The sequence below is a fragment of the Geobacter sp. FeAm09 genome, from assembly GCF_008330225.1.
GTDB lineage: Bacteria > Desulfobacterota > Desulfuromonadia > Geobacterales > Pseudopelobacteraceae > Oryzomonas.
The window spans coordinates 1953803-1966500 of sequence record NZ_CP042466.1; the positions used below are offsets into that span (position 1 = coordinate 1953803).

The following is a 12698-nucleotide window of genomic DNA, read 5'->3' on the forward strand; positions in this document are numbered from 1 at the left end:
TAAGGATGCTGAAGAGCCTGGGCCGATATCCATAATGTGATGGCAACTTTCCAGAATCGCGCTGATGGGTGAAATCAAAGATAACCGTGCATTTATACACTATAGCAGCGCCAAAATCCACATCAAACGGGGCCTGCCACCAGTGGCCGCGGGAGATCACGTGCCCTGTGGGGTCTTGTCGGATATCGGCCGTGCTGCGAGGGGGAATGCCTTTACCGGCGTGTGGACGGCCCCTCGGGACGTCAGACTGCTCTCAAAGAGGACAAACTCCCGGACGTCAGCCGGCGGCAACTCCAGTGCGCGGTTGCCCATAAGAAACGCCTCCACCTCGCGGGGGGCGGGGAGCTTGAGACGGGCCAGGGTGATGTGCGGGGAAAAAGGGCGTTCCTCCTGGGGGATGGCGCAGGCCAGCACCGCTTCGCGCACCAGGGAGACCAGAGCGTCCAGTTTCGGCTGCGGCTCCAGACCGGCCCAGAGTATCCTGGGGCGTCGGCGGTCGGGAAAGCAGCCGGTGCCGCTGAAACGGAGGGTGAACCCGGGCGCCCGGATCGCCGCCAATGCCCCGGTCAACCGCTTGAGCGTGACGCCGTCCACCTCTCCGAGAAACGCCAGGGTCAGATGGATCTGCTCCGCCGGCACCCAACGGCACCCCGACATCCTCATGTCCATTTTTTCCAGTTGCCGCTTGATCTCTGCGGGCAGCTCGATGGCGATAAAGAGCCGCATGGCATCCTCCCGTGCACAACCTCTTTCGTTTTCCTGAATTGTACTCCACTTCCTTCCCAAAACGCAAAAAGCCCAGGGGAAGTCTTCCCCAGGGCTTTTTGCATGGTCGAGCGGGCCGGATCAGGCGATGGCCGCGTTCAGGTCCTTAACCAGCGCCTCCACATCGATGCTGTGGGCATTGGCCCCCTGTTCGAGGCTTTCGTTCTGGGCGCCCATGCAGCCGATGCAGCCCAGATTGTATTTCTGCAACACCGCCACGGCATCGGGATACATGCGCATAACTTCAAAAAAGGTCATATCTTTCGTAATCGTACCGGCCATTGTCGTCTCTCCTCGCAAAAGGGATATACCCCACCCGTTATTCGTACTTGATGTCGATGATCTCGTATTCCTTGGTTCCCGATGGCACCACCACCTTGACGGTATCATCCAGCTTGTGGCCGATCAAAGCCTTGCCAACGGGAGATGTGCACGACATCTTGCCTATCTTGATATCCGCCTCATCCTCGCCGACGATCTTGTAGCAGACCTCTTCCTCGGAGGCGGTGTCGTACAGGGTGACGGTGGAGCCGAACACCACCTTGTCCGGTTTCATGCCGGAAAGGTCCACCACATAGGCCCTAGCCAGTTTGCCGTTCAGTTCCTGAATGCGCCCTTCAATAAAGGCCTGGCGGTTTTTGGCGGCGTCATATTCGGCATTTTCCGAGAGATCGCCGTGACTGCGCGCCTCGGCAATATCCTGAATGACCTTGGGACGTTCCTCGCGGATCAGGCGTTTCAACTCCTCCTGGAGCGCTTCAAAACTCTCTTTTGTCAACGGTATGGAATGGGACATCTACTATCGAGCTCCTAATTACATGATAATGCTGTCACTATCGGCACCAGCACACAAAACAAATCGGCAAAAGGGCATGCCTTAGGCCGCTACTCTTCAAGGTATTCCTGTAGGGTCTTTACGTCCAGATCCTGGGCTTTCAGGGCAAGGATGCTATCCACTGCCGCCTTGGCGCCGGCCACCGTCGTGTAATAGGCAATGCCGTGCATCAGCGACTCGCGACGGATGGAGAAGGAATCGGCCACAGCCTGGGCTCCATGGGTCGTGTTGACCACCAGGCTGATCTCGCCGTTCTTGATGGCGTCAACCACGTGGGGACGCCCTTCCACAACCTTATTGATCCGCCGGACCGGAATCCCTTTTTCTTCCAAAAATGCGGCGGTGCCGCCGGTCGCCCAGATTCCGAAACTGTTCTTATACAACTTTTCAGCTGTGGTTACAACATGTTTCTTGTCGGCGTCCCGCACGCTGATAAAGGCATTGCCGGCCAACGGCATCTTCACATTGGCTCCCAGTTGCGACTTGGCAAAGGCCTTGGCAAAGGTGCCGCCGATGCCCATCACCTCACCGGTGGACTTCATCTCCGGTCCGAGAATCGTGTCCACTCCGGGAAACTTGACAAAGGGGAACACCGCCTCCTTGACCGATATGTGCTTCGGCACGATGTCGCCGTGCACACCCAGTTCCTTGAGGCTCTTACCGGCCATGATCCGGGCCGCTATCTTTGCCAGGGGACGTCCGGTGGCCTTGGAAACGAAGGGTGCGGTGCGCGAAGCCCGGGGATTGACCTCCAGGATGTAGATCTCGCCGTTCCTGACGGCGTACTGCACGTTCATGAGCCCCTTGACGTTCAGTTCCAGGGCCATGAGGACGGTCTGGCGGCGAATCTCGGCCACGGTATCGGCCGAAATGGAGTACGGCGGCAGCGAGCAGGCAGAATCGCCGGAATGAATGCCGGCCTCCTCGATATGCTCCATGATCCCGCCCATCACGACCTCGCTGCCGTCGCAGAGGGCATCCACGTCGATCTCGATGGCCTCGTCCAGGAACTTGTCGATCAGGATGGGGTGCTCGGGCGAGGCCTGAACGGCGGTGGTCATGTAGCGCAGCAGGTTTTCCACATTGTAGACGATCTCCATGGCCCGTCCGCCCAGTACGTAGGATGGCCGCACCACCACCGGATAACCGATGCGGCTGGCCACCTTCTCGGCCTCCTCGAAGGAACGGGCCGTGCCGTTCTCCGGCTGGCGCAGGCCCAGCTTATGGAGCATTTCCTGGAACCGTTCCCGGTCCTCGGCCCGGTCGATGGCATCCGGCGAGGTGCCGATGATCGGCACGCCGGCCCTCTCCAGCGCCACCGCCAGCTTGAGCGGCGTCTGGCCGCCGAACTGCACGATCACGCCCACCGGCTCTTCCTTGGCCACGATCTCCAGTACATCCTCCAGGGTCAACGGCTCGAAGTAGAGCCGGTCCGAGGTGTCGTAGTCCGTAGAGACCGTCTCCGGGTTGCAGTTGACCATGATGGTCTCGTAACCGTCCTCGGCCAGGGCAAAGACGCCGTGCACGCAGCAGTAGTCGAATTCGATCCCCTGGCCGATGCGGTTGGGGCCGCCCCCCAGGATCATGATCTTCTTGCGGTCGGTCGGTTCTGCCTCGCACTCCTCTTCATAGGTCGAGTACAGGTAGGGGGTATAGGCTACGAATTCGGCGGCGCAGGTATCCACCCGCTTATACACCGGACGCACATCCAGGGACCAGCGCAGGCTGCGCAGATCGTCTTCGCCCATTCGCCAGAGCCGCGCCAGGAACTTGTCGGAAAATCCCATCTGCTTGGCTTTGCGAATGATCTGTTTCATCGTTTCGCCACCCGCGTTGTGCGGCTCGACCTGCTTCAGCCGGTCCTCCATCTCGATGATCTGGCGGATATTGTGCAAAAACCAGGGGTCGATGGCGGTGTGTTTGTGGATCTCGGTCACGGTCATGCCGCTGCGCAGGGCGTCGCCCACGTACCAGAGCCGCTCCCAGTTGGGGGTGCGCAGTTTTTCTATCAACAGGTGCTGTTCCTTGACGGTCAGGGCCCGGCGGGTTTCGGCGTCCAGGTCGAACAGGCGCGACTCGAAACCGGAAGAACCGATCTCCAGGGAACGGAGCGCTTTTTGAAACGACTCCTTGAAGGTGCGGCCGATGGCCATCACCTCTCCTACCGACTTCATCTGGGTGGTCAGGACGGCATCGGCGGCCGGGAATTTCTCGAAGGTGAAGCGGGGGATCTTGGTGACCACGTAGTCGATGGTCGGCTCGAAGCAGGCCGGCGTCTCGCGGGTGATGTCGTTGGTGATCTCGTCCAGGGTGTACCCCACCGCCAGCTTGGCGGCGATCTTGGCAATGGGGAAGCCGGTGGCCTTGGAGGCCAGGGCCGACGACCGGGAAACGCGCGGGTTCATCTCGATCACCACCAGGCGGCCGTTCTGGGGGTTGATGCCGAACTGGATGTTGGAGCCGCCGGTATCCACGCCGATCTCGCGGATGATCTTGAGGGCTGCGTCGCGGAGAATCTGGTATTCCTTGTCGGTCAGGGTCTGGGCCGGGGCGACCGTGATGGAGTCACCGGTATGCACCCCCATGGGGTCGAAGTTCTCGATGGAGCAGATGATCACCACGTTGTCGGCCGTGTCGCGCATCACCTCCAGTTCGTATTCCTTCCAGCCGATGACCGACTCCTCAACCAGAATCTCGTCGGTGGGCGACGCCTCAATGCCTGCCAGGGCCATCTTTTCGTATTCTTCCATGTTGTAGGCAATGCCGCCGCCGGTGCCGCCCAGGGTGAACGAAGGGCGGATAATGGCCGGAAACCCGACCGCCTTGACGACCTCCATGGCCTCCTGGTAGTTATGGGCCAGGCCCGAGGCCGGAACGGCCAAACCGATCTTCTCCATTGCCTGCTTGAATAAAGTGCGGTCCTCGGCCTTCTTGATGGCCGGCAGTTTGGCGCCGATCAATTCCACGCCGAATTTGTCCAGTACCCCGGATTCGGCCACCGCCACGGCGGTGTTCAGCGCCGTCTGGCCGCCCAGAGTGGGCAGCACGGCATCGGGCCGCTCCCGCTCGATGATCTTGGCCAGTATTTCGGGCGTTACCGGTTCGATGTAGGTGCGGTCGGCAAAATCCGGATCGGTCATGATGGTGGCCGGGTTGCTGTTCAAGAGCACCACCTCGAACCCCTCCTCCTTCAACGCCTTGCAGGCCTGGGTGCCGGAGTAGTCGAATTCGCAGGCCTGACCGATGACGATCGGGCCGGCTCCGATGATGAGAATCTTTTTGATGTCGGTACGTTTCGGCATATATGCGTGACTCCTTCTCGTGATTAGCGAAATATGAAAAAAACAGCTCCAGCCAGACAGAAACCGGCCCAGAGGTAGTTCCAGGTCAGGGTGGTGCCCATGTACAGTACGGCAAAGGGGACGAAGACCGACAGGGTGATGACCTCCTGCAGGATCTTCAGCTGCGCCAGGGAAAATCGCCCGTAACCGATGCGGTTGGCCGGCACCTGGATCAGATATTCAAAGAATGCGATCCCCCAGGAAACCGCTACGGCGATCAGCCAGTGCCGGGTACGCAGATTCCTCAAGTGGGCGTACCAGGCAAACGTCATGAAAATATTGGATAGTACCAGCAGCCCTATTGTTTTCATCCGGTCATTTCCGTCCGGGCCAGGGCCACGATGGCCAGGAATCTCTTCAACGACTGAACGTGTTCCTGATCGAAACGCATCATGGCCTTGAAGATCTTTTGGACCGAATCGTCCGCAAACCTGACGACCCCCTCCATATGCAGGTCGGCCAGGGATTCCTCCATCTCGATGGCCCGGGAGAGGGCAGTTTCGAGATCGGGGGGATGTTGCCGGACATGGGACAGGAGAGTACCCAGCTTATGGCATACCCGGTGCGCTCTTTCCGGGTCAACCGACACGGCAAACCCCGCGTTACGGTAGAGCCGGTCCGCAAGCTCGAACTGCCGTAGGTGGTTTTCCTCCTCAAGCGCGGTCTTGCGCCACAACTGCGCCGCATCGGGATTCTCCCGGAAAAGCTCGCTGTAGTAATGGTAGAGTTCCGCGGTCTGGGCTTCGATCCTGGCACAGATCTCAAAAATGGGGCAGTCACCCGAATAGTTGTTTGCGGTTTCCATAGCTCCCTACCCCTTCGCTCAGTCCTGCACCCAGCCGTTCTCCAGGTCGAATTCCTCCAGCGCTGCCAGCGCTTCGTCGTACTCGTCATCGGTGAGCTTGCGGCCAAGTGACGGCATATCCACGGCCTGGTGGGCCGGGAAGTACTGGCGCATCAGGGAGATATGGGTCTCGCTCCCAAGGTTTCCGGCGATCCAGGCAAGGGTCTCCCGTGTCCCCGCCAGACCTTCCGGCAGTACCAGATGACGGATAATCAACCCCTTGAGCGCCAACCCTTCATCGCCGAGTTCCAGGTGCCCCACCTGCCGAAGCATTTCGGCTACAGCCGGCCGGTTGATGTCGGTATACCCCGGGGCCGAGGAGATACGTTCCGCTGTTTCGCTGTCAGCATACTTCATATCAGGCAGAAAAACATCCACCACACCATCCAGGAGCGCCAGGGCATCCACCTTCTCGTAGCCACTGGAGTTCCAGACCAGGGGAAGCCGGAATCCCAACGGGATGGCCAGGTAGAGCGCAGCCAGGATCTGGGGCAGGTAGTGGGTAGGGGTGACGAGATTGATATTGTGCACCCCCTGCCGTTGCAACCTGATCATCCGGTCGGCCAGCACCTTTGTCGTTATGGTCTCGCCGTTACCCATCTGGCTGATGGGAAAATTCTGGCAGAAGCGGCACTTCAGGCTGCATCCGGTGAGAAAGATCGTGCCGGAGCCATGGCTGCCGGAGATGGGCGGTTCCTCGCCGTTATGGACATTGGCCGAAGCGATTGCCGGGTGCGCCCCGGCGCCGCAGACCCCCCGCTCCCCCCGAAGGCGGTTCACGCCGCAGTCGTGGGGGCAGATATCACAGGCGGCCAGACGGCCATAGGCCGTTCGGACACGCTTCAACAACTCGCCGGATTGATGGAGTGTTAGATAGTTCACGGTTATTTATTAGTAAAATTGGCTATTTTTGACATTCAGTTTGTTTGCCTATCGGTTGCCGATTTTTCGTCAGATCAAGGCTGTCGAGGGAGGCCGCGGAGGCATAGCGGCGCTACGCCGCACAAGTACCTCCCGAAGACTTACGCCGATCTGGCGTAAAAGCGGCAACCGTGCCGTGCGTGTTTAGCGATACTTCTCCATCATCTCCACGAACCGTCCGAACAGATAGTGGGAGTCGTGGGGACCGGGTGAGGCCTCGGGGTGATGCTGCACCGAGAAGATCGGCAGGTCGCAGTGGCGGATGCCTTCCACGGTCTGGTCGTTCAGGTTTTCGTGTCCCAGGCAGGCCACGGTACCCAGGGAAGCGAGATCGACGGCGAAACCGTGATTCTGGGCCGTGATCTCGACCTTGCGGGTCGCCATGTCCATGACCGGCAGGTTGGAACCGTGATTGCCAAAGGGGAGTTTCATGGTCTTGCCCCCCAGGGCAAGACCCAGCAGTTGGTGGCCGAGGCAGATGCCGAAGATCGGTTTTTTGCCGACAAGTTTGCGCAGGTTTTCGATCACACCGGTCAGCGGCTCCGGATCGCCCGGACCGTTGCTGAGGAAAATACCGTCCGGATTCATGGCCAGCACCTCTTCGGCCGGGAACGCGGCCGGCACCACGGTCACGTCGCAGCCGGCGTCCACGAGGCAGCGCAGGATGTTGTACTTGATGCCGAAATCAAAGGCCACCACCTTGTATTTCAGGGTGGCGGGATCGACCTGGGCATACCCCGCCTGCAGATCCCACAACCCCTCGGTCCAATGGTACGGCTTGTCGCAACTGACGCCGCTGGCCAAGTCCAGACCCGCCATGCTGGGGACGGCCCGCGCCTTCCCGACGAGGCTCTCCCGGTCGAAATCGACCGTGGATATGATCCCGTTCTGCGCCCCTTTGTCCCGCAGATGCCGGGTCAGGGCACGGGTGTCGAGACCCTGGATGCCCACGACGCTGTTTTCCTTGAGGTAGGCGTCCAGACTCATGGTGGCGCGCCAGTTGGAATAGCAGTCGATATACTCCTTGACGATAAAGCCGGAGAGGAAAAGGCCGCGGCTCTCGATATCCTCGGGGTTGATGCCGGTGTTGCCGATCTGGGGATAGGTCATGGTGACCATCTGGCCCCGATAGGATGGATCGGTCAGGACTTCCTGATAACCGGACATGGAGGTATTGAAAACCACTTCACCCGTGGCCTCGCCGCCGGCTCCGAACGATCTTCCCTCGAAAATGCGCCCATCGGCGAGCGCAAGGACTGCTTTCATACGTATGACTCCTTTTGATAAGACTCGATGACTTGTTTCAGAACCACCGCATTGTTCCGTTCGCTATCGTGTGCGGCAAACAGCAGTGTTATGGTCGTATCGCCCGCTTCGTTGCGCAGTTGCTCCACAAGGGGGGCATGTTCCCGGAGTTCCTCCCGGTAGCGGCTGCGAAACTCCTCCCATCGTTCGGGGGCATGGCCGAACCAGCGGCGCAACTGGTCGCTGGGCGCTATCTCCTTGAGCCAGGCGTCTATCCGGGCCGATTCCCGGGAGATCCCCCGGGGCCAGAGACGATCGACCAGGATGCGCCGGCCGTCCTCAGTTTCCGCCGGTTCATATACCCGCTTGAGCCGCAACATGGCGCCCTCCGACGTTTAGTGCCGGGGAAAAGCCACAGCGCCGCCCCGGATGGTGCAGGCCGCTCTCCCCTTCATCTTCCAGCCGGCAAAGGGGGTATTGCGGGACTTGCTCGCCAGCGTTTCCGTATCCACCGTCCATTCGACGGACGGATCGATCACGGTCAGGTCAGCCACGCTGCCGGCGCGGAGGCTGCCACGTGAAATACCGAGTATTTTAGAGGGATTGAACGACATTTTTTCAATCAGTTGATTAATGGTCAGGATACCGTCCTCCACCAGCTTCAGGGAGAGGGGCAGCGATGTTTCCAGGCCGATGATGCCGTTTGCGGCCACATTGAACTCCACATCCTTTTCATCCAGATGGTGCGGAGCGTGGTCGGTGGCGATGCAGTCGATGGTACCGTCCCTGAGCCCCTCCTTGATGGCGGCCACGTCATCGGCCTCGCGCAGCGGCGGGTTCATCTTGGCATTGGTGTCGTAGCCGCGGACCGCATCGTCGGTCAGGGTGAAGTAATGGGGCGCGGTTTCGCAGGTTACCTTGACGCCGCGGGCCTTGGCCTCGCGGATGATGCGCACCGACCCCCTGGTGGAGACATGGGCGATGTGGAGCGGCGAATTGGTGTATTCGGCCAGCATCACGTCCCGGGCCGTGGCGATATCCTCGGCAATCCGGGGGATCCCCTTCAGGCCGAGTTCCGTGGAGGTGAACCCTTCATTCATGACCCCCTCCCCCACCAGCGCCAGGTCCTCGGCATGGGAGATGACCAGAATGCCGATGCCGCGGGCGTATTCAAGGGCGCGGCGCATGAGCTCCGCGTTGGCCACCGGCCTGCCGTCGTCCGAAACCGCAACACAACCAGCCTCTTTCAACTCACCCATCTCGGCCATGCGTTCGCCGCCCATGCCGTAGGTGATGCAGCCGACCGGGAAGACGTTGCAGAACCCTTCGGTGGCCGCCTTGTTGATGATATAGCTGGCCACGGTCTTGTTGTCGATGGCCGGCTTGGTGTTGGGCATGCAGACCAGGGAGGTGAAACCGCCCGCAACCGCGGCCCTGGTACCGCTGACGATATCCTCTTTGTACTCCAGCCCGGGATCGCGCAGATGCACGTGCATGTCCACCAATCCCGGCACCACGTATTTCCCGGTCGCATCGATGGTTTCCACACCGGCAGACGCCTTCAGGTCCTTGCCGATCTCCTTCACCAGCCCGGCTTCCACCAGCACATCCGCCACATCGTCCAACCCCTGGGAAGGATCGATCACCCGGCCGTTCTTGATCAAAAGATTCATATGGTCACCTCTAAATGATAGGTTTATGCATTTCCTGAAAGCAGTCGATTTTTCGCCAGATCAAGGCCGTCGAGGTATCGCGCGGAGGCCCTCACCCGGCCTTTGGCCACCCTCTCCCAGGGGGGAGAGGGTAACGGTATCTCTTCTCCCTCTGGGAGAAGGATAGGATGAGGGGCGCTATGCCGCACAAACGATGCGCCGAGCTGGCGGAAAAGCGGCTGTTTCATCATTCCAGTTCGCCGCCGCACACATGATAGAGCATGGCCATCCTCACCGCCACGCCGTTCTCCACCTGCTTGAGGACATGGGACTGGCTGCCGTCCGCCACATAGGAGGACATCTCCACGCCACGGTTGATGGGGCCGGGGTGCATGACCATGGCGCCCGGCTTGGCCAGCTTGAGGTTTTCCGGATTGAGCCCGAAGTAGCGCGAGTATTCCCGGGCATTGGGCATCAGGGTCTTGCCCTGGCGTTCCTGCTGGATGCGCAGCATTATGACCACGTCTGCGTCCTGGATTGCCTCCCTCATGGTGGCGCACACCGTGACGTTGCCGAGCTTTTCGACCACCGGCGGCATCATGGTCGGCGGGCCGGCCAGAAAGACGTGGGACCCCATCTTGGTCAGCCCCTGAATATCGGAGCGGGCCACCCGGCTATGGGCGATATCGCCCACAATGGCCACCTTGAGGCCATCCAGCCGGCCGAACCGGTCTCGTATGGTCAAGAGGTCCAGAAGCCCTTGGGAGGGATGTTCATGGGCGCCGTCGCCGGCGTTGACCACCGAGCAGCTCACCTTTTTGGCCAGATGGTAATGGGCGCCGGACACCGCATGGCGCATGACGATGATGTCCGGCTTCATGGCCAGAAGGTTCAGGGCCGTATCCGCCAGGGTTTCCCCCTTGGTGGCCGAACTGGTGGATGGTGAAATGTTGACGGTGTCGGCGGAAAGCCGCTTGGCGGCGATTTCAAAGGATGTCCGCGTGCGGGTCGAAGCCTCGTAAAACAGGTTGATGATGGTCTTGCCGCGCAGCGTGGGGACCTTCTTGATGTCGCGGCTGTTGATCTCGCGCATGTTTTCGGCCGTCGCCAGGAGCAGTTCCATATCTTCCCTGGTCAGGTCCCTGAGTGCAATGATATTCCTGTGTTTGAACTCTGCCATGCCCCCTCCTCCCTATTTTTCAAGAACCACTTCGAGCGGCTGATTCTGCGCACTGAATACGACCTGAACATTCTCCTTCAAGCTGGTCGGCACATTGCGCCCGACAAAATCGGCCCGGATCGGAAGCTCCCGATGCCCCCGGTCGATCAGCACCGCCAGTTGGATGCATTCCGGCCTGCCGTGATCCATCAGGGCATCCATGGCGGCCCGGATGGTACGGCCGGTAAAAAGCACGTCATCCACCAGGACAACCTTTTTCCCTTGCAGCGAAAAGCCAATCTCCGTTTTTCCCACCGGCAGATGGGGGGTGTGGCTCTTGATATCGTCCCGGTAGAGGGTGATATCGATGGCCCCCACCGGGACCGCTGCGCCTTCAATCACCGCGATGGATTGCGCAAGCTCCTCGGCCAGGAAGGCCCCGCCCGAGCGGATGCCGATCAGGACCACATCCTCCACGCCCTTGTTCCGTTCCAGAATCTCGTGGGAGATACGGGTCAGCGCCCGTTTGATGCCGCTTTCATCCAACAGTACCGTCAGATTTTCCGTCATGGTCGGCCGCCTTTCCCTTGAGCACAAAAAAAGAGCCTCGCCACGCATGCGGCAAGGCCCTTCGATATATGATTCGCGTCGGTCATTCGTGTAACCCTTGCCAACCTCTCGGGCTGGATTAAAAGGTAGTTGCTATGTCGTTGGATGAGACTACCACTCTCGGCGGCCAAGGTCAAGGGTAATTGAACACAATTCGCTACGGACCGGCCTTCTTCCGCTTTTCCACCGGTTCGTCCAGCACCACCAGATAGCCGTCCGGATCGAAACACCACATTTCCTTGATGCCGTAGGGTTTGACCTCAAGCGGATAGAGAACCTCCAGCCCCTCATCCACAATAGCCTCGCTGATGTCTTCGATGTCGGTGACCCGAAAATGGAGCGTCATGCCGATGCCCCGGGGAAACATGCTGAAGCGGGGCTCAAGCATCGGATGTGATCTGATGACGTCGTCCTCTTCCACGAAGATCAGGGCCAGGTCGTCCATGTCCATCACCAAGTAATCGGGAGCCCCCTGGGAGGTGAAGGAGCGCTGCACCGGCAACTCCAGGATGCCGGCATAGAATGCCTCGGTCACCGACAGTTGCGACACGGCCAGTTGCAGGGAGTGCCGCGCCCGGTGAATCTTCATTCAATCCCCTTGAAGAGCATGCCGGCATAGCCGGAAAGGCGCGCCAGGCCGTTGGTGTAGATCAGGATGCCGACCAGCACCAGAAAAAGGCCGGTGCAGATCTCGAACACGCGGATGAACTTTTTGAAGCGGTTGAAGACGGTCAGGAATTGATGCATGGCCAGGGCGGAGATAAAGAACGGGATGCCCAACCCCAGGGAATACAGCAGGAGCAGGACGATACCCTGCACGATGCTGCCCTCGGTGGCGGCCACCATCAGGATCGAGGCCAGGATCGGGCCGATGCAGGGGGTCCAACCGGCGGCAAAGGCGATGCCCACCAGGAAACTGCCCACGTAGCCAGCCGGCTTCTGGTGGAGTTGCACCCTCTTCTCGCCCATCAGGAAGTGGAGCGGCACCAGGCCGGTGACATGGACGCCGAACAGGACGATCAAAACCCCGCCGACCTTGCGCACTATCCCGATATGTTCCTGGAGGAACGAGCCGACAAAGGTGGCCGAAGCCCCGAGCAGCACGAAGACCACGGTGAAGGCCGCAATGAAGGCAAGGGCATGCAGCATGGCCTTGCGGCGGACGATGTGGGACGGATGTTCGGCCTGCAGGTCGGCAAAGGAAAGGCCGGTGATATAGGTGATATAGGACGGGATCAACGGCAGGACGCACGGCGACAGGAAGGACAGCAGGCCGGCGATGAAGGCGCCGACATATGTGACATGCTGGGAATGCACGGCAAGGCTC

At 60.0% G+C, this 12698-nt stretch carries 14 protein-coding genes; all 14 read right to left on the reverse strand.

The genetic code is table 11. From position 1 onward, the window contains the following. Positions 1-156 precede the first annotated feature (156 nt). The 14 genes from thpR to FO488_RS09300 all read right to left on the reverse strand — a co-directional run bounded on the left by thpR (position 157) and on the right by FO488_RS09300 (position 12688). Entirely contained in the window at positions 157-726 is a 570-nt protein-coding gene (gene thpR, locus FO488_RS09235) for an RNA 2',3'-cyclic phosphodiesterase (RefSeq protein WP_149210293.1), read from the reverse strand. A 120-nt stretch (positions 727-846) separates the two neighbouring features. Next, on the reverse strand, positions 847-1047 hold the full coding sequence (locus FO488_RS09240; RefSeq protein ID WP_149210294.1) for a DUF1858 domain-containing protein: 201 nt from the start codon (positions 1045-1047) through the stop codon (positions 847-849). 37 nt (positions 1048-1084) lie between these two features. Continuing rightward, positions 1085-1561 carry a transcription elongation factor GreA gene (greA, locus tag FO488_RS09245; RefSeq protein ID WP_149210295.1) on the reverse strand — a complete coding sequence of 159 codons (477 nt, stop codon included), beginning with the start codon at positions 1559-1561 and terminating at the stop codon, positions 1085-1087. 89 nt (positions 1562-1650) lie between these two features. After that, complete coding sequence (carB, locus tag FO488_RS09250) at positions 1651-4902, reverse strand: carbamoyl-phosphate synthase large subunit (protein ID WP_149210296.1); 3252 nt, start codon at positions 4900-4902, stop codon at positions 1651-1653. Positions 4903-4925: 23 nt separating this feature from the next. After that, complete coding sequence (locus FO488_RS09255; protein WP_149210297.1) at positions 4926-5252, reverse strand: DMT family protein; 327 nt, start codon at positions 5250-5252, stop codon at positions 4926-4928. Further along, positions 5249-5746: a hypothetical protein gene (locus FO488_RS09260; RefSeq protein WP_149210298.1), complete on the reverse strand. Its 498-nt coding sequence runs from the start codon at positions 5744-5746 to the stop codon at positions 5249-5251. The genes FO488_RS09255 and FO488_RS09260 overlap by 4 nt, the downstream gene beginning before the upstream one ends. Before the next feature lie 18 nt (positions 5747-5764). Next, the gene (locus tag FO488_RS09265) at positions 5765-6667 is read right to left on the reverse strand and encodes a radical SAM protein (protein WP_149210299.1); all 903 of its coding nucleotides are present in this window, start codon (positions 6665-6667) and stop codon (positions 5765-5767) included. A gap of 183 nt (positions 6668-6850) precedes the next feature. Continuing rightward, the gene (carA, locus tag FO488_RS09270; protein ID WP_149210300.1) at positions 6851-7972 is read right to left on the reverse strand and encodes a glutamine-hydrolyzing carbamoyl-phosphate synthase small subunit; all 1122 of its coding nucleotides are present in this window, start codon (positions 7970-7972) and stop codon (positions 6851-6853) included. Next, on the reverse strand, positions 7969-8331 hold the full coding sequence (locus FO488_RS09275; protein WP_149210301.1) for a DUF488 domain-containing protein: 363 nt from the start codon (positions 8329-8331) through the stop codon (positions 7969-7971). Before FO488_RS09275 ends, carA begins: the two co-directional genes overlap by 4 nt. Positions 8332-8346: 15 nt before the next feature. Then, positions 8347-9624, reverse strand: coding sequence for a dihydroorotase (locus FO488_RS09280; RefSeq protein ID WP_149210302.1), 1278 nt, complete (start codon positions 9622-9624; stop codon positions 8347-8349). Between the two features lie 226 nt (positions 9625-9850). After that, the gene (locus FO488_RS09285; protein WP_149210303.1) at positions 9851-10783 is read right to left on the reverse strand and encodes an aspartate carbamoyltransferase catalytic subunit; all 933 of its coding nucleotides are present in this window, start codon (positions 10781-10783) and stop codon (positions 9851-9853) included. Positions 10784-10795: 12 nt separating this feature from the next. Next, the gene (gene pyrR / locus FO488_RS09290) at positions 10796-11332 is read right to left on the reverse strand and encodes a bifunctional pyr operon transcriptional regulator/uracil phosphoribosyltransferase PyrR (protein ID WP_149210304.1); all 537 of its coding nucleotides are present in this window, start codon (positions 11330-11332) and stop codon (positions 10796-10798) included. A 196-nt stretch (positions 11333-11528) separates the two neighbouring features. After that, entirely contained in the window at positions 11529-11960 is a 432-nt protein-coding gene (locus tag FO488_RS09295; protein WP_149210305.1) for a VOC family protein, read from the reverse strand. After that, on the reverse strand, positions 11957-12688 hold the full coding sequence (locus tag FO488_RS09300) for a cytochrome c biogenesis CcdA family protein (protein ID WP_149210306.1): 732 nt from the start codon (positions 12686-12688) through the stop codon (positions 11957-11959). The genes FO488_RS09295 and FO488_RS09300 overlap by 4 nt, the downstream gene beginning before the upstream one ends. Positions 12689-12698 lie beyond the last annotated feature (10 nt).

Excerpts from the sequence above, each read along its gene's own strand:
- thpR (WP_149210293.1), bottom strand. The coding sequence starts at position 726 with ATGCGGCTCTTTATCGCCATCGAGCTGCCCGCAGAGATCAAGCGGCAA.
- FO488_RS09240 (WP_149210294.1), bottom strand. The coding sequence starts at position 1,047 with ATGGCCGGTACGATTACGAAAGATATGACCTTTTTTGAAGTTATGCGC.
- greA (WP_149210295.1), bottom strand. The coding sequence starts at position 1,561 with ATGTCCCATTCCATACCGTTGACAAAAGAGAGTTTTGAAGCGCTCCAG.
- carB (WP_149210296.1), bottom strand. The coding sequence starts at position 4,902 with ATGCCGAAACGTACCGACATCAAAAAGATTCTCATCATCGGAGCCGGC.
- FO488_RS09255 (WP_149210297.1), bottom strand. The coding sequence starts at position 5,252 with ATGAAAACAATAGGGCTGCTGGTACTATCCAATATTTTCATGACGTTT.
- FO488_RS09260 (WP_149210298.1), bottom strand. The coding sequence starts at position 5,746 with ATGGAAACCGCAAACAACTATTCGGGTGACTGCCCCATTTTTGAGATC.
- carA (WP_149210300.1), bottom strand. The coding sequence starts at position 7,972 with ATGAAAGCAGTCCTTGCGCTCGCCGATGGGCGCATTTTCGAGGGAAGA.
- FO488_RS09275 (WP_149210301.1), bottom strand. The coding sequence starts at position 8,331 with ATGTTGCGGCTCAAGCGGGTATATGAACCGGCGGAAACTGAGGACGGC.
- FO488_RS09280 (WP_149210302.1), bottom strand. The coding sequence starts at position 9,624 with ATGAATCTTTTGATCAAGAACGGCCGGGTGATCGATCCTTCCCAGGGG.
- FO488_RS09285 (WP_149210303.1), bottom strand. The coding sequence starts at position 10,783 with ATGGCAGAGTTCAAACACAGGAATATCATTGCACTCAGGGACCTGACC.
- pyrR (WP_149210304.1), bottom strand. The coding sequence starts at position 11,332 with ATGACGGAAAATCTGACGGTACTGTTGGATGAAAGCGGCATCAAACGG.
- FO488_RS09295 (WP_149210305.1), bottom strand. The coding sequence starts at position 11,960 with ATGAAGATTCACCGGGCGCGGCACTCCCTGCAACTGGCCGTGTCGCAA.